General features: G+C 70.1%; 13 protein-coding genes. 5 read left to right on the top strand and 8 right to left on the bottom strand.

The annotated features are described in order from the left end of the window. Window positions 1-151 precede the first annotated feature (151 nt). A complete protein-coding gene (locus HUG12_RS06620) occupies window positions 152-1,237 on the bottom strand; it encodes a class I SAM-dependent methyltransferase (protein WP_179268010.1) in 1,086 nt (361 codons plus the stop codon). 233 nt (window positions 1,238-1,470) lie between these two features. Between HUG12_RS06620 and HUG12_RS06625 the strand changes: the two genes are divergently transcribed. After that, entirely contained in the window at window positions 1,471-2,427 is a 957-nt protein-coding gene (locus HUG12_RS06625; protein WP_179268011.1) for a winged helix-turn-helix domain-containing protein, read from the top strand. 708 nt (window positions 2,428-3,135) lie between these two features. On the opposite strand, the gene HUG12_RS06630 is transcribed toward HUG12_RS06625, so the two are convergent. Beyond that, window positions 3,136-3,819: an RNA ligase partner protein gene (locus HUG12_RS06630; protein WP_179268012.1), complete on the bottom strand. Its 684-nt coding sequence runs from the start codon at window positions 3,817-3,819 to the stop codon at window positions 3,136-3,138. Between the two features lie 122 nt (window positions 3,820-3,941). Here HUG12_RS06630 and HUG12_RS06635 point away from each other — a divergent pair, with 122 nt between their 5' ends. After that, window positions 3,942-5,069, top strand: coding sequence for an RNA ligase (locus HUG12_RS06635; RefSeq protein WP_179268013.1), 1,128 nt, complete (start codon window positions 3,942-3,944; stop codon window positions 5,067-5,069). 32 nt (window positions 5,070-5,101) lie between these two features. Here HUG12_RS06635 and HUG12_RS21660 read toward each other — a convergent pair whose 3' ends face one another. Next, complete coding sequence (locus tag HUG12_RS21660; RefSeq protein WP_179268014.1) at window positions 5,102-7,063, bottom strand: PQQ-dependent sugar dehydrogenase; 1,962 nt, start codon at window positions 7,061-7,063, stop codon at window positions 5,102-5,104. 420 nt (window positions 7,064-7,483) lie between these two features. Next, window positions 7,484-8,299 (bottom strand): polysaccharide deacetylase family protein, encoded by an 816-nt coding sequence (locus HUG12_RS06645; RefSeq protein ID WP_179268015.1) that lies wholly within the window; start codon window positions 8,297-8,299, stop codon window positions 7,484-7,486. A 417-nt stretch (window positions 8,300-8,716) separates the two neighbouring features. Between HUG12_RS06645 and HUG12_RS06650 the strand changes: the two genes are divergently transcribed. Together HUG12_RS06650 and HUG12_RS06655 are read left to right on the top strand one after the other, a co-directional pair. Beyond that, entirely contained in the window at window positions 8,717-8,935 is a 219-nt protein-coding gene (locus HUG12_RS06650) for a hypothetical protein (protein ID WP_179268016.1), read from the top strand. Between the two features lie 142 nt (window positions 8,936-9,077). Continuing rightward, a complete protein-coding gene (locus HUG12_RS06655; protein ID WP_179268017.1) occupies window positions 9,078-10,406 on the top strand; it encodes a sodium-dependent transporter in 1,329 nt (442 codons plus the stop codon). 83 nt (window positions 10,407-10,489) lie between these two features. Here the strand turns inward: HUG12_RS06655 and HUG12_RS06660 are convergent, their stop codons facing one another. Next, window positions 10,490-11,116 (bottom strand): hypothetical protein, encoded by a 627-nt coding sequence (locus HUG12_RS06660; protein WP_218836414.1) that lies wholly within the window; start codon window positions 11,114-11,116, stop codon window positions 10,490-10,492. Window positions 11,117-11,220: 104 nt separating this feature from the next. On the opposite strand from HUG12_RS06660, the gene HUG12_RS06665 reads away from it, so the two are divergent. Further along, complete coding sequence (locus HUG12_RS06665; protein ID WP_179268018.1) at window positions 11,221-11,868, top strand: helix-hairpin-helix domain-containing protein; 648 nt, start codon at window positions 11,221-11,223, stop codon at window positions 11,866-11,868. 52 nt (window positions 11,869-11,920) lie between these two features. On the opposite strand, the gene HUG12_RS06670 is transcribed toward HUG12_RS06665, so the two are convergent. From HUG12_RS06670 to HUG12_RS06680, 3 genes are all read right to left on the bottom strand, one after another. Beyond that, window positions 11,921-12,703: a prolipoprotein diacylglyceryl transferase gene (locus tag HUG12_RS06670; RefSeq protein WP_179268019.1), complete on the bottom strand. Its 783-nt coding sequence runs from the start codon at window positions 12,701-12,703 to the stop codon at window positions 11,921-11,923. A 162-nt stretch (window positions 12,704-12,865) separates the two neighbouring features. Beyond that, complete coding sequence (locus HUG12_RS06675; RefSeq protein ID WP_179268020.1) at window positions 12,866-13,768, bottom strand: SDR family oxidoreductase; 903 nt, start codon at window positions 13,766-13,768, stop codon at window positions 12,866-12,868. Window positions 13,769-13,972: 204 nt separating this feature from the next. Further along, window positions 13,973-15,106, bottom strand: coding sequence for a DUF7282 domain-containing protein (locus tag HUG12_RS06680; protein ID WP_218836415.1), 1,134 nt, complete (start codon window positions 15,104-15,106; stop codon window positions 13,973-13,975). Between the last annotated feature and the right edge of the window lie 469 nt (window positions 15,107-15,575).

The following is a 15,575-nucleotide window of genomic DNA, read 5'->3' on the forward strand; positions in this document are numbered from 1 at the left end:
GCCGTCGGCGGGAACTCGAAACGCCGGTCAGCCGGCGGGACAGCCGTCGGCGACGAGCGTCGCGGGCGGTGATGCGCCGAGCAGCGCGCGACACGGCTGATTCCGTGGCCGACCCCGAAACCGGGGTCGGAGGAACGATAGATGCCGTCTGCTACTGCGGCTTCGCTTCGAAGACCATGTTGGTCGCCGTCTCGGCTACGCAGCGAAAGTGCGTGAATCCGCCCTCGGTGACGACGTCACGGGTCCGTTCCTCCCCCGCCTGTGCGCCGAGACCGTAGCCGACGTCCTGACTGAGCGACGTCGGCGTACAGGCCACCGTCGAGATCGAGTACGCCAGGCGGCCGAACGGGGTGAGGTTCCCCTCGACCCGGTCCTCGGCGTAGGGTTCGACGATCATCCACGTGCCGTCGTCGCCGAGCGTCTCCCGGACGTGGGCCGCCACGCCGACGGGATCGCCCATGTCGTGAAAGCAGTTGAACATCGTGACGAGGTCGTAGTCGGCACCGTCGTACTCCCTCGCGGTCGTCACCTCGAAGTCGACGCGGTCGGCCACGCCGGCGGTTTCCGCCCGCTCGCGCGCCACCGCTATCGACGCCTCGTGGTAGTCGACGCCGACGACCGTCGAATCGGGGTACGCCTCGGCGATGTGGATCGTCGGCGCGCCGTGTCCACAGCCCACGTCGACGACGCACCCGCCCGCCCTCAGCGTGGCGTCCACGCCCTCGAGCGCCCCGATCCAGTCGGTCAGGTTGGCCCCGTAGGCCGGCCCGAAGAAGCGTTCGGTGCCGTGAAACAGGTCCCCGTCGTGTTCGTGCCAGCCGATGCCCTCTCCCGTTCGAAACGCCTCGCGGAGGTCGGGTTCGATCCTGGCCGCCGACGCGACCAACTGGAACGCGCCCGGCATGAACGCCGGACTCTCCTCGTCGGCCAGTACGAACGCCTGCTCGGGGGAGAGATCGTAGCGGTCGGTCTCGGGGTCGTAGGTGACGTACCCGCCGGCGGCCTGGGAGCGCAGCCATTCGCGGACGTACCGTTCCGCGGTGTCCGTCCCCTCGGCCACCTCGGCGGACGTGAGCGGCCCGGCGTCGTCCAGTGCCGCGTAGAGGCCGAGTTCGTCGCCGACGACGACCAGCGCGGCGTGGACCGTCGCGCCGAGGTCGACGAGGGACGTCTCCACGAGTTCGTTCAGCTTCCGTCCGTCGATCGGGTCCGCTTCCGTTCGGGTTTCCGTCGTCATGGGTTCGGTCCGCCGTGTACCTCCAGGCGCATCCATCGATCGACTTCGAGATAAGCATTGTTCGAACGACATTTCTATCGCGGTTCCGATAGAACGCGGTTTCAAAGACGTTCGGGAGGCGTCGAGATTCGATGGGGGTGGGACGCCGTCGTGTCCCCGTTCGCGGCCGAGACGCTATCGTGGGGTGAGCTAACGGGGAACAAGGTATTTGGCGGCTCTCGCCAACATCCCGTATGGGCCCATCCACCACGAGGGACGCGGAACAGTCCGCTGCTGCCGCCAAGGACGAGGCGTTTCAGCTCCTCTCGGACGGGACCCGCCTCGAGATGCTGCAGGCCCTCTGGGAGGCACACGATCCGACGGACGCCTCGCCGTTGCGGTTCTCCGAGCTCCGCGAACGCATCGGCGCCGACGACCCGGGCCAGATCTACTACCACCTCGACAAGCTCACGACCCACTTCGTCCGTCGGACCGAGGACGGCTACGAACTCAGGGAGTCGGGGATGCGCATCGTCCGGATGCTGCTTTCCGGGACCGCGATCGACGATCCGGAGGTCGAGCCGGTGGAGGTCGACGTGTCGTGTTGGTACTGCGGCGGCCAGCCGGAGTTGAGCTACCGGGACGGCTGGCGCTATCTGGAGTGTACCAACTGCGACGCCCGGTGCGTCGACACCTTCCCGCCCGGCGTCATCAGCAAGAACGAGTTCCCGCCGTCCGGGCTGCGGGGCCGGACCGCCGACGAGATCAACGAGGCGGATCGGATCTGGGGCGCCCACCGACGTGCGTCCGTGATGGACGGCGTCTGTCCGGAGTGTGCGGGGGACATGCCCGTCACCTCCGTACGAACCTGTGAGGACCACCGCCCGGACTGGGATGGGTACCAGTTCTGCGAGGCCTGCGGGTCGATCTTCCGGACGCTCGTCTCGCACGTCTGCGAGGGCTGCAAGTACCAGTGGCAGATGCCGACGTTGTTCTACCCGACGAGAGAGCCGGCCGTGGTCGCGTTCTACTACGACCACGGCGTCGAGTTCGACCTCGCCACGTACGAACAGCGCACGCACCTCCTCGACTATCGGGAGGAACTCCTCTCGGAGGACCCAGTCCGCATACGGATCACGATCCCCCTGGAGGGGGAGGAGCTCCGACTCACGTTCGACGAACGGATGGACGTCGTCGATGTCTATCGGTGAGCGACGGCCGAGTCGAACGATCGGTCGCTCGTGGACCGCGTGGCGGGCGGTGGAGGGCGTTCGTCACCCCGGTGCTACGGCGTGCGCGGGAAGGTGGCGATCCGCGAGCGCCGAGGCCCGTCTCCGCGTGGGAACGACGCTCCGGAACCGACTCGACGTTCGTCTCGGATGGACTCCGACGTTCGTATCAGATGGGATGGGGGTATCGTCCGTGACGATGCTTCCGCCCGCCCGACACGGCGAACGCCATCTGTCGCCGCCCCCGAAGTCAGCGATAGCTATTCACTAGCATATTTCAGAAATGTTCATTATGGTCGGCGGCCTACCCACGAACGCGGCTGGAGCGGCGAGGGCCCACTGGACGACCGGTTTCGAACCGCCCACGGGCGGGAAAGAGGCCGGTTCGGGGCGACAACCGAAGGACCCGTAACGGGGTCACGAGGTACAAACCTCGCAGGGGAACCGAACCGACCCAGGACGTCGTCGCCCGGGAGACGACGTGTGAAGGCCAAGTACCGGACGTCGCGTGAGCGACGTTCGCGAACCCGGCGGAGTCGGGGTCGATTCGTGGCTCCGACGCACGCCGGAAGGGTCGTACGGGTCGGGGAACGCGTCCCACGTCCAGGTCCAAGTCGCCGTTCCCGCGACGTTTTCGACGTCGGAGTGCGGGAACTCTCCCCGTCGCTCCCCGGCCGTCAGTCCGACGGTTCAGTTCTCGAACCCCTCGACGCCCGTCGCGCGCAGGTACTCCTCGAGGAGCGTCGGGAACTGGCCGCCGCGGACGTACCGGAGGCCGAACTCGTCCGCCCAGGAGATGATCCCCCGGTCCTCGGTGACGACGCCGGCGTCGAGTTCGCGGGCGAGGACGAGCAGGTCGAAGTCCTCGCGGGAGTCCAGCACGCCCTGCCGGAGCGCCCGGCGGTACTTGTCCCGCATCTGCGAGAGGATGCGGTCGGCCTCGGTCATGAACTCCTCCCGGCCGTCGGCGTCGCCGCTCAACTGCGCCGGGTCGAGCCGTTCGACCTCGCGGAGCGCCTCCTCCGAGACGCGGAGCCCCCGGTCGACCCGATCGCTCATCTCGTCGATGAACTCGTAGACGATGTTCGCGGGGATGGTGACGCCGTAGCGGTCCGGGCTCTTCCGGATCACCCAGGTGTCGAGCCGCGAGAACGCCTCGTCGCTCGCGTCCCGGTCGCGGAGCATCGTGGCGAGCTCGTCGTGGATCGAGGGGGGGACGTAACACGACATGTTGAGTTCGAGCCTGGCGGTCGCGATGAGGTGGAGCAGTCGGAGCACGGCCTCGTCCACCGACTCGCCGCCCTCGCGGATCTCGTCGGTGATGAAAAGCGAGGTGTCGAGGACGAACTGCTGTCGCGGCGGGTCACCGGGCATGTCGTCGGGTACGTCACTCGCTCACAAAGGTTTCACCCCGGCGCCGGGTCCGGTGCGGCGACGACCGAGCCCGCGGCGGCCCCGACACGGCACTTTTGGCCCGGCGACCCGTCCGGTACCGCATGGACCAGCGGGAGTATCTCGCCCGGCTGAACCCGACCACCGAGGACCCCGAGGAACTCTTCGAACACTTCGAACGGCGGTCCGCGGCCGGCCGAACGCTCCACGCCCTCCCCGACGCCCGTCACGGCGTCGAGCGCGGGACCGTCGTCGTCGAGGACGCCGACGCCGTGGTCCGCGGCTACCCCAGCCTCCCTCGCGTGCTCGTCCTGGGGACCGGCCTCCCGGCGTTCTTCGAACCGGGGACGACCGTCGACGTCGAGGAGAAACTCGACGGGTTCAACGTCAGGATCGCCGACGTCGGCGAGCCGCTCGCGTTCACCCGAAGCGGGTTCGTCTGCCCGTACACGACGGCGCGGGCCCGCGAGCGACTCCCGCTGACGGCCTTCTTCGAGGACCACCCCGACGAGATGCTCTGTGCGGAGTTCATCGGGCCGGAGTCCCCGTACACGACCTACGACTACGACGACGTCGACACCGACGCCTTCCGGGTGTTCGACGTCCGAGACCGGGAGTCGGGCGACCCGCTCCCGGTCGCCGAGCGCCGCGACCGCTGTGAGGCGTACGGACTGCCACAACCCCGCCACTTCGGACGGCGTGATCCGGAGGGGGCCGTCGACGTGGTGCGGGACGCCGTCGCCACGCTCGACGCGGCGGGGCGCGAGGGGGTCGTGGTGAGGTCGGCCGACGGGAGGGCCGCGGTCAAGTACACGACCGAGACCCAGCACCACGACGAGCTCGCGTACGCCTTCTCGGTGCCGTTCGACTACGGGCGGGAGTTCCTCCTCTCGCGGGTCGTCCGGGACGCGTTCCAGGCCGCCGAGTTCGACGAGGACGACGACCGACTTCGGGAGCGGGCGCACGACCTCGGCGAGTCGATCCTGCTGCCGATGGTCGAGGCCATCCGGGACGTGGAGGAGGGCGCCACGGTCGGCGAACGGCACGTCGTCCGTGGCGACCCCGACGCCGTCGAAGCGCTGCTGGACCACCTCCGGGACCGGTCGCTGACGCTCGAGACGGAGGCGGACCGCCGCGAGGACGGCGACCGCGTCGTGGAGTTCCTGAAGGTCGCCGAGTCCACGCGGGACCGCGTCCGCTACTACCTGGACGGGGGGACCCGCGACGAGTAGCGAGTCCGGCGGGCGTTCCAGTCAGTTCCCCGTCACTGCGGCGTCTCCGTCGACGTCCCGGTCGGCGTCCCGGTTTCGGTCCCGGTCGGCGTCCCGGTTTCGGTCCCGGTCGGCGTCCCCGCGGGCTCCTCGGCCGGGACCAGCCTGTGGACCGCCCCGGTGTCGCCCGTCGGGGTGAAGTTCTCCGAGGTCAGCACGTAGAGTTCGCCGTCGCTGTCGCGGCCGAACCCGAGGACGTACCGGTTCAGCTGGCCGTCCTCGGTGCCGCCGATGACCAGTTCCTCCACCGACCAGAGCTGCTCCCCGCCGGCCGTCCCGTCCGGCGTTCCGGTCGCCGTCCCGGTTTCGCCGGGAGTCGACGTCGCGGTCCCCGTGGGCGTCCCGGCCTCGCCGGCGGAGTCGTCGCTCCACGGGCTCCCGGCCGGCGGCGTGGCGACGAAGATCTCCCCGTCGGGCTCGACGACGCCCTGGCCGCTCCAGTTGCCGAAGACGTACGTGCCCCGGAGGTCGGAGAGGGCGTCCCCGTCGTAGACGAACCCGCCGACAACGACCGAGCCGTCGATCATCGCGGTGGTGCTCTCGCGGTGGCGATACTCGATGATGGGGTCGAGCAGCGGCTCGCCGCCGCGGACGTCGTCGGGCGTCGAGTCCGGACAGTCGTCGAGCGATTCGCTCGGGTTCTCCGTGCTGAAACAGTGGGTCCCCTCCTTGACGTTCCAGCCGTAGTTGCCCCCCCGCTCGACGACGTCGACCTCCTCGTAGAGGTTCTGGCCGGCGTCGGCGACGAACAGCTCCCCGTCGTTGAACGACATGGACCGCGGGTTCCGGAACCCCCAGGCGTAGTGCTCGTCGAGGCCCTCCTCGCCCACCAGGGGGTTGTCGTCCGGGATGCCGTACGGGGTGTCTCCCCCCTCGGAGTCGACGTCGATGCGCAGAACGCTCCCCAGCAGGTTCTCGGTCACGTCCTGGCCGTTGCCGCCCTCGTTGACGTCGTACCAGTCCTCGACGTGGGCCGGCCCGACGTCGTCGGCGGCGCCGCCGTCGCCGATGCCGATGTAGAGGTAGCCGTCGGGGCCGAACGCGACGTCGCCCCCGTCGTGGTTCATCTGGGGCGACGGGATCTCGAGGATCGTCCGCTCCGAGTCGGGGAGCGCGTTCGCCATGCCCTCCTCGGCCTCGAACTCCGCGATGACGGACGTGTGGTCGTAGTCCTCGGGGGTGCCCTCGCGCGGCGGGGCGCTGTAGTGGACGTAGAACCGCCTGTTCTCCCGGAAGTCGGGGTGGAACGCCAGCCCCAGGAGGCCGCGCTCGTCGTAGCCGTTGAGGTTCGGTACGCCGAGCTCGACGAGCTGGTCCCCGACGTCGAGGAACGGCTCGTCGCGCAGGCCGTCGTCGGTCAGGACGTATATCTGGCCGGTCTGGTCGACGACGAACCGCCGGTCGCCCTCGCCGGGCGGGACGGCGAACGCGAGCGGGGCGGTCAGTCCCTCGGCGACCGTTTCGATCCCGACGGTCGCCCCCAGCGGAATGTCAACCTCCCGCCGGGGTGCGGGGTTCTCCTGGCCGCCGACCGTCACCTGGCCGCGCATCGTTCTCGGGTGGATCTCGCAGATGTACTCCGTCATCTCCTCGGTCGCCTCGAACTCGACCGACTGGGTCGCGCCCTGCTCGGAGACGACCTCCGTCCGCACGACCTCGTCGCCCTCCGTGTCGAGGATCACGAAGTTGTGGTCGAAGCCGTCGATGTTCGTCCACTCCACGCGGTACGTCTCGCCCGGTTCCAGCTCCAGCGTGGGGTTCCCCTGATCGGCGATCGAGGAGGGCGCTTGGCCCACCCACCGGCCGATCCCGCCCTGCAGTCTGAACGTCCCCGTCTGTGCTCCGGTTACGGTGCTGAGTCCGACGAGTCCGGCAGTTCCGCCTGTCAGCTTCAGGAACGTTCGGCGGGAGGACGCGTCGAACAGCCTGTTCGTCGGTCTCTGGTTCTGTTTCATCGGTTATCGAGTGTCGCGGTACGTCTGTCGGCCTGTTCCTCGACGGCGGGTCGACCACGAACCCGTCGTCCCGGGGTCCGATCGTCGGGTCGACTCGCAGTCACGATCTCCCGAACGGGCGGAAGACCCCGAGAGGTCGGCGTTACTGGGGCAAAAAACGGCGTACCCGTTTCGGGGGGGTAGGAGTCTGTTAGTCGGAGGCGGCGTCGCGCCGACGCGTTCGCCGCGAGCGAAAGTGTACGTTTCGCGTCCGGTCGCGCCCGCGCTCGCCCCGCGGATACGACGGCGAACCCGGCCCGAACGTGACGGCGAGACGCCGGCGGGCGAGGGGCCTTCGGCCTCCGTACGCCATCGGCGGCGGCCGGCGACGGCACGACGACCCTCGTCGGTCGTTTCGGCGGGGGACGTCCCGCCCCGAACTCACGCGCGGGCGCTCACGAACCGATCCGCGGCGGCGCCCACCCGCGTCGCCGAGTCCGAGAGGTCCCACTGGACCTCCCAGAACGGGTTCGCCCCGTTGATCCGGGGGACGAGCGCGGGGTCGGTGTCGGGCGAGATGGCGTCGCGGCGGCCGCGCCCGGCGACGCCGATCCCGTGGGTCCGCCGGACCAGGTCCGCGGCGCGGTCGCTGACGCTCCCGTACGGGAAGCAGAACCGGTCGACGTCGACGCCGAGCGCCTCCTCCAGCCGCCGCTTCGCCCCGACGATCTCCGGTTCGAGTCGGTCCGGCGGGGTCTCGCCCAGGCGGGGGTGTGACGCCGTGTGGTTGCCGATCGTCACGAGGTCCTCCTCGACCAGTTCCGCCAGATGCTCCCGGGTCATGTACTCGTAGTCGTGCTGGCCGTTGTGGACGAACGAGGGGTCCTCCAGCGCGTCGGCGAGGACGAACACCGTCGCGGGGACGTCGTACTCCCGGAGGATCGGCACCACGTTCCGGTAGAAGTCGCGGTAGCCGTCGTCGAACGTGAGCGCGACCTTCTTCGCCCCGCCGGGGGCGAGGACCTCCGGGAGGTCGACGATCTCGAACCGCGACCGGAGGAACTCGACGTCCCGCCTGAGCCGATCCGGGGGGACGTCGTCGTAGAACCCGCCGCCGACCGAGTGGTATCGGAGCACCTTGTTGGACCGACCGATCCCCAGCGAATCGAGTCGGGAGAAGTGCCCGGCGAACGCGACGAGCCGCCACCCCCGGAGCATCGTCGACTCGGCATCTGTCAACTGGCTCAGTACCGTCATCTACCACGTAGTGAACGTGGTCCCTATTCGTTAGTGACCGGGTCACTGTTCGGTGGTTGCTGGTCGGCGGCGAAAACCGACCGGAATCCCCCAAAACTCCCCGTCCTCGATTTCAGGTCGGTCGGGGTTCGCGGTCGACCGTTCCGGGGGTGCTCCCGTCACCTCAGGTGAGATACACGACCCCACAGGTGCTACCGCGTAGCGGTCGTTCCACGGGCCCGTCTCCGTCCACGAACCGCGGACGGCCCGTTTAACGGACCGATAACTACGTTCCCCCGCGGGGACGGACCGATGGGGTCCACTATGCCCCAGACCCGGAACGAACCCAGCGGTGACGAGAGAGGAGTGACTGATCCGGAGCGGTCCGACAGGACCGGCCAGCAGCGGTCTGGCCGAGAGGGCGGACGCCGGGACGACGTGGCGGCCACTGCGTGGTTCGCCAACACGGCCGTCAGAACCGGCCTGACGGTCGCCGGAGTCGTCGTGCTGCTGTTCGCGCTCGGTCAGGCGGTCGGCCTGCCGCTCCTCGAACTGGCGACCGACGCGCTCGCGTCCGAAACCGGACGGTGGCTCGTCGTCGCGTTCTTCGCGGTCGTCCTCATCGGGGCGGCCCAGAAGGTCACCCCGGCCGGTTGACGTCCCGTTCCCGTTCCCGGTTTTTGACGCACGCGCCGACACTACTCTTGTAGCGATTTCGTCCAAAACCGGGACACTCGGCGGTCGTAATCGCTGTTTAGCAAGCCACAGCTTTTACACCGAACCGTTCCCTCCGACGACCATGGCTGTGCGCGAAACGTGGGCGACGCGGATCGGCTTCATCCTCGCGGCGGTCGGCAGCGCCGTCGGACTGGGTAACGTCTGGCGCTTTCCGTTTCTCACCGCGGAGTCGGGCGGGGCGGCGTTCCTGGTGGCGTATCTCGTGCTCGTCCTCCTGATCGGACTCCCGGTCATGCTCGTCGAGTTCGTCGTCGGCCGCCGCACGAAACACAACGTCGTCGGGGCGTTCGAGGAGCTCGGGGGGTCGAACTGGCGGCTGGTCGGCGGCCTGGGCGCGTTCGCGGGGTTCGTCATCCTCTCGTACTACAGCGTCGTCGGCGGCTGGGTGATTCAGTACCTCATCGCGAGCGTAACCGGAGCCTACACCGCTAACCCCGAGGCGTACTTCGGGTCCGCCTCGGTCGGGATGAACGCCGTGTTGTTCGACGCCCTCTTCATGGCGTTCGTGGTGGGAATCGTCGCCCTCGGCGTGCGCGACGGCATCGAACGGGCCGCGAAGTTCATGATCCCCGGGGTCGTCCTCCTGCTGATCGGCCTCGCCGCGTACGGTTCGACGCTCCCGGGCGCGGACGATGGGTACGCCTTCTACCTCTCGCCCGACACCAGCACCATCGTGACCGACGCGGTCGGACTGCTCCCCGACGCGGCCGGCCAGGCGTTCTTCACCCTCTCGCTCGGGATGGGCGTGATGATCACCTACTCCTCGTACCTCGGCGAGGACAGGAACCTGCTCTCGGACGGCCTCATCATCCTCGTCGCGGACACGTCCATCGCGCTCCTCTCGGGGCTCGTCGTCTTCCCGTTCCTGTTCGCGATGGGCGTCGACCCGGGAGACGGCGGTCCCGGGACCGTGTTCGTGAGCCTCGCCGGGGCGTTCGCGGAGCTGCCGGCGGGCCGCGTGGTCGGGGCGGTCTTCTTCCTCATGCTGTTCCTCGCCGCGCTCACCAGCGCGTTCAGCATCATGGAGGTGGTCGTCGCCTTCGTCACCGAGACGTTCGACGTCGACCGGAAGCCGGCCACCGTGGGGCTCGGGGTCGTGATCTTCCTCGTGGGCGTCCCGACCGCGCTCGACCTCGCGATCCTCGACGTCTACGACGTGCTGGCGAACCAGGTCCTGCTCATCGGCGGCGGACTCCTGCTGGCGATCTTCGGCGGGTGGGTGTACTCGGCCGGCGCCCTCGAGGAGTTCACCACGGGCATGACCGGCGGGGACCGCCTCGGCACCGCGTGGATCTGGTTCCTCCGGGTGCCGGTCGTGCTCGTGCTCGCGTTCGTCCTCTACAACGGCTTCGGGGCGACCGCCGAGGTCGTCCGGGCCGCGTTCCTCTGACCCCCGCCGGTAACGTTCCGGGTCCGGTTCCCGGTCACCTCCGCGTTCGGGCCGCTCCGCCATCGCGCTCCCGCGTCGGGTCCCTACCGTGGCCCGGCGTTCGGGTCGGCGCCGCCGTCGGGGCCGCCGCGTGCCTCCCCGCGACCGGGCTCCGCCCCGGTCCCGCCGTCGCCCACCGCGTCCGTCGGATTCGTCGTGTCCGCCGATTCGACCGTGTACGCCTCGATCCACGGCGGCTCGCTCCGGTCCTTCGACCACTCGAAGAGGTGGCGTTTCTCGTTCGCGTAGTAGTAGCGGTAGGCGTCGACGTGGTCGTCCGCCGTCCACTCCCCGGTGAGCTGCGGGGGGTCGCTCGCGCCCGCCGTCGGCCAGTCGAGATCGCGGACGAGGTCGAGGTCGAGCGACTCGACGGCCGCCCAGCTACCGTGCCGCTCCTCGGGCCCGTGCTCCCAGCGGTACCGCCACTCGCGGTGTGCGGCCTCGGCGTAGTCGTACAGGCGCCGCCAGTTGTCGTAGGAGTCCGCGGCCCACCGGGTGAGCGGGTTGTCGGGGTGGGTGAAGGAGAGGTCCTCGTCGGCCGGATAGCCGTTCAACTGCGCCGCGGTCGTCAGCACCATCGAGCACTCGAAGACGCTGCTCGTCACGTGCGAGTCCACGAGCCAGGCGGCGGCGGCGTCGAGGTCGCGGTCGAGCCAGAACGCGTTGACCATCCGCCCGAACTCGGCGCCGCGGCCGGTTAGGGCTTCCGCGGGGTGTCGGCGCCGACGCCCGGCATCGGACTCTTGGTCGTCGCCGACGTAACGCGGGGATACGGATGCCGATCACGGTCGCGGTCGACGACAGGGAGCCGGCGGCGGTCGCGGAGGCGGTCCGGGCGCACCCCGACGTCGGGGCGGCCGAGGTCAGCAGGCTCGTCGCCGGCGACCTGGTCGCGGGGGAGGTCGGCGTCGAGCGGAAGACCCTCCGCGATTACGCGAGCGCGCTCGTCGGTCGATCCGGCCCCGACCTCTACGACCAGGTCCGGCGGCTGAGCGAGGCGTACGCGCACCCGTACGTGCTCCTGGAGGGAGAGCTACCGGCCGACGGCGACGAGGGCGTCCCCGCGGCCGCCGTTCGCGGGTCGGCCGCGTCGATCACCGCCCGGCTCGGGGTCCCCGTCGTCCCGTGTTCCGACCTCGAGCGTCTCGTCGACGTGGCCGTTCGACTCGCCCGAAAACACGTCGAGGAGCCGTCGACCCCGGCGCCCCCCCGCGGCTCGGTCACGGCGCTCGACGCGCCGACGCCGAAGCGGATGTACGGCTGCATCGACGGGGTCGGTCCCGACACGGCCGATCAGCTCTACGAGGCGTACCCCGCCGTCGCCGACCTCCTCGCGGCGTCGCCGGAGGAGCTGATGGCGGTCGACGGCGTCGGACCGAAGCGGGCTGACGCGATCTACTCGGCGTTCAGGGGGCCGGGGTGATCGGGCCCGTCCCGGGCGGCGCGCTCCGCCCGTCGAGGCGTCGCTCGCGCGGCTACGCCGCGTCCCCGCTCCCCCGACCGTCGCCGTCGTCCGCCGACCCGTCCCCGTCGGACTCCCCTCCGGAGGCGTCCGATTCCCCCTCCTCCCCGTCGGGGACGTCGGCCTCGGTGTGCGAGGCGTCCTCCGGGGGGCTCCGCTCGGGTTCGGTGTCCTCGGTCTGGGTCGGCTGAGCCTGTTCCGGGTCGGGCCCCGCCGCCTCGCTGGCTTCGTCTGCCATCGCCGCCTCGGAGACGTCGACCTCGACGGGCGTGCCGTCTTCGTCGTTACGGGGGTCGCCCGGACTCCCGTCGTCGAGGTCGGGTTCCTGCCGGGAGTCGGCACCCCCGTCGTCCGTGAACCGCACCTCCTCCCCGCCGGAGTCGGTCGTCGCCCCCGCCTCGGGTTCGCCCGACGTGCCGCGCGGGTTCGTCTCGTCCTGGTGCAGGACGTCGCCGCGCTCGCGCGCGGCGTGGGCGTCGTCGGACGTCTTCCCCCCGTCGTCGCGTCCTGCGCCGTCCCGCTCGCCGGCGTCGCCCTCGCCGCGGGACCGCCGCCGTCGGAGGCCGAGCGCCAGTAGCACCGCGCCCGCGAGCACCCGTCCCCCACCCCCGCGCCCGCTCCTGAGCGCACGGACCCCCCGGAGGAGCAGCGCGCCGCCCGCCAGCGCGGCGGCCGACCCGCCCCGGACGCGTCCTGCGGCGGTCGAGGCGACTCGTTTCGCGGGGGAGGACGCGTCTACCCCCTCCCCCCGATCGTTCTCCCCGCCTCGTGACCTCCCCGTGCTGTCGTTCGACATGATGAGTTCGTCGCCGCCGCGTCGTTCGTTCGTCCCGATCAGTCTACAGTACGTCCCGACGACTGTTGAATCCGGTGGCGGTCCGGAGCGGACGTCCGTCCCTCCGCTCCGGGACGGCTCCCGCGCTCCCGTGGCGGTTCCTCCCGCCTCGGCGGCCGGTCGTTACCGCTCGGACCGCGCTCGACGCTCGAGCAGGCGCAACGCCGGACCGCTCGCGGCCAGCCGGATCCCGAGTCCGGTGAGTCGGTCCCGCATCCAACCCGGCACGGCCGTGCCGTAGAGCGATCCGAGCAGCGGGACCGGGCCGATGCGGTAGTGGGTGGACGGCTTCGCCGCGGTCGCGGCCTCGAGCACCGTCCCGGCGACGGTCCCGGGGTCGGTGATCAGCGGCCCGCCCGCCTCGACGGCGCGGATCCGTCCCAGCACGTCGTAGAGGTCGTCGTACCTGGCCGGGCGCGCGCCCGGCCGTCGCTCGTCGGCCGCCCGCTCGATCTCCTCGATCGCCCGGTCGTAGAACTCGGTGGCCACGATCCCGGGCTGGACGACGACGACCTCGACGCCCGTGCCCGCCACCTCCTGTCGGAGCGCGTCGCTCAGCCCCGCGAGGGCCATCTTCGACCCGTTGTAGACGCCGATGCCGGCGAGCGCGAGGCGGTCCGCGGCGCTCGTGACGTTGACGATCCGGCCCTCCCCCCGCTCGCGCATGGCGGGCAGGACCGCGCGCATCAGCCGGTGCGGGCCGAAGCAGTGGACGGCGAACTGGCGCTCGACCCGCCGCGTCGGGACGTCCTCGACGGGCCCGAACTGCCCGTACCCGGCGTTGTTGACGAGACAGTCGATCGCGCCCTCCTCGTCCCGGATTCGGGCGACGACGCGCTCGACGTCCTCGGGTTCGGTCAGATCCAGCGCCTCGAGTTCGACCCCGCGGTCCGCGAGCGCGTCGAGGTCGGCCCGGTCCGGATCCCGGACGGTCCCGTACACCCGCCAGCCGTCCCCGCGGAACGCCAGCGCGGTCGCGCGGCCGATCCCCGACGAACAGCCCGTGATCAGCGCGGTGCTCGCCATGGCCGTCCTACGACGCCCGGAACCGAAGTGTTTCCTCCCGCACGGAGCCGTCCCCGCTCGCCGCGGACCCGAGCGAGTGGCTGCGGAACAACGTGACCGGCCCGCGAGCCACGGCGGTGAGCGTGAGCGGCCCGAGACGAACTACTGGCTCCTGGTGGGCTGACGACCTCGGCTCCCGGCGATCGGGCTCCGAAGTGCTCCGTTCTACCCGTCGGCCTCGGTCTCGGTCGCCGTCTCGGTTCCCTCGTCGTCCTCGGGACAGACGGTCGCATCGTCCGTCACCGCTCCACCGTCGTCGGTGTACGCACCGTCCTCGCTCCCTTCCGTCTCCACGAAGCCGTACTCCTCGTCGTCGTTCGTGTCGAGGTGGGGCATCGCGATCAGGGTCTCCTCCTCCTCGAGTTCCGACTGGTCGAAGGACGCGCCGGACACGTCGTAGAGGGTGACGGTCACGTCCTCGTGGGTGCCGGGTTCGAGGTGCTCGGACACGCCGACGACGCTCTCCAGGGCGTCCCCGTCGAGCAGTGACGAGTCGTGGATGGTGACGAAGCCGCCCTCGGGCACGGTGACGGAGTCGACGGTGACGGTCGTCCCGGGGGAGGTCTGCTCGTCGAAGGAAACTGCGGCCTCCTCCGCCTCATCCGTCTCGGTGGGCGTCTCCGTCCCGGCGGGCGTTTCCGTCGCGATGGGCGCCTCCGTTTCGATGGCCGTCTCAGTCCCGGCGGGCGTCTCCGTCGCGATGGCCGCTTCGGTTTCCGTGGCCGTCTCGATTCCCGTCGGCGTTCCCGCTTCCGCGGGTTGGGCCGCCGCTTCGATGCGCAGCGTGCCGACGGACAGCCCCTCGACCGTCGTCGATTCCGCGCTCAGGGCTCCCCCCGAGAACATTTCGTGGGCCATGACAGCCCTCGAGTGATGGTCCTCGAACGTGACGTGGTCGGCCTCGACGCCCTCTATGGTGATCGTCTCGACCTCCGCGTCGATCGTGGCGACGTCATCCTCGACGGTTACCTCCGCGGACTCGATCGTCCCCGGTTCGACCGAATCGGCCTCGAATCCCTCCACGTTTTCGCCGAGGGTCGACGCGAACGACGTCCTGAGGTGGGGGGCGACGCCGGAGAACTCGTCGAGGTCCACCGTCAGGTTGGATATCCTGACGTTCTCCATCGTGATCGCTTCGATCTCGACGTCCTCGGCCGACATGGACCGGGAGGCGTCCGGCTGGCCGGAGTCTCCCTCGCTGGCGACCGTGAACGCGACCGCCATTCCCGACGCGAGCACGACTGCCGCCGCGATGAGCACGACCGTTACACGGCTCCTTGGTGTGTGATGGTCCGTCATAACTTCGCCCGTACGTTCGCTTCACGCCGTCATTGTTATCCTGCGACCCGAAATTCGATGGCCAGAGCCGCTCTCTTCGGTAAGACGCTTACCCAGCGGTACGACGACCGTTCGCCGAAACTGACACGCCGACGGATGACAGGGACGCGGAGGTTGAAGATCCGAATCGCGAGAGAACGGCCGGAGTACTTCCGCCGGTCGGTTCGGTAATCGGTCCCTGGACCGTCACGAAGCGCGCGAACGCCCGGGACGGTCCAGCGCGGCACGCGCCGTGGGTCGCACGTCGACACGGGCGAGGTCGTCCCGGAGACGAACCTCGCCGGTTCGAATCGTCGCAAACGGCGAGCCCGCCATCGTACTGGCGTCGTCGTCCGGACGGTGTCGGCCAGCGTCGAACGCCGTGACTCCGGAGGAACTCCCGACTGCGGTGGGGCGAGAAACGACCCTGGTTCCGGCGGGGGGTGCTCGA

This window comes from Halorarum salinum, from assembly GCF_013402875.1.
Classification (GTDB): domain Archaea; phylum Halobacteriota; class Halobacteria; order Halobacteriales; family Haloferacaceae; genus Halorarum; species Halorarum salinum.

Bases quoted from the DNA above. Each gene is read 5' to 3' on its own strand.
- HUG12_RS06620 (WP_179268010.1), bottom strand. From the start codon at position 1,237: ATGACGACGGAAACCCGAACGGAAGCGGACCCGATCGACGGACGGAAG.
- HUG12_RS06625 (WP_179268011.1), top strand. From the start codon at position 1,471: ATGGGCCCATCCACCACGAGGGACGCGGAACAGTCCGCTGCTGCCGCC.
- HUG12_RS06630 (WP_179268012.1), bottom strand. From the start codon at position 3,819: ATGCCCGGTGACCCGCCGCGACAGCAGTTCGTCCTCGACACCTCGCTT.
- HUG12_RS06635 (WP_179268013.1), top strand. From the start codon at position 3,942: ATGGACCAGCGGGAGTATCTCGCCCGGCTGAACCCGACCACCGAGGAC.
- HUG12_RS21660 (WP_179268014.1), bottom strand. From the start codon at position 7,063: ATGAAACAGAACCAGAGACCGACGAACAGGCTGTTCGACGCGTCCTCC.
- HUG12_RS06645 (WP_179268015.1), bottom strand. From the start codon at position 8,299: ATGACGGTACTGAGCCAGTTGACAGATGCCGAGTCGACGATGCTCCGG.
- HUG12_RS06655 (WP_179268017.1), top strand. From the start codon at position 9,078: ATGGCTGTGCGCGAAACGTGGGCGACGCGGATCGGCTTCATCCTCGCG.
- HUG12_RS06660 (WP_218836414.1), bottom strand. From the start codon at position 11,116: ATGGTCAACGCGTTCTGGCTCGACCGCGACCTCGACGCCGCCGCCGCC.
- HUG12_RS06665 (WP_179268018.1), top strand. From the start codon at position 11,221: ATGCCGATCACGGTCGCGGTCGACGACAGGGAGCCGGCGGCGGTCGCG.
- HUG12_RS06670 (WP_179268019.1), bottom strand. From the start codon at position 12,703: ATGTCGAACGACAGCACGGGGAGGTCACGAGGCGGGGAGAACGATCGG.
- HUG12_RS06675 (WP_179268020.1), bottom strand. From the start codon at position 13,768: ATGGCGAGCACCGCGCTGATCACGGGCTGTTCGTCGGGGATCGGCCGC.
- HUG12_RS06680 (WP_218836415.1), bottom strand. From the start codon at position 15,106: ATGACGGACCATCACACACCAAGGAGCCGTGTAACGGTCGTGCTCATC.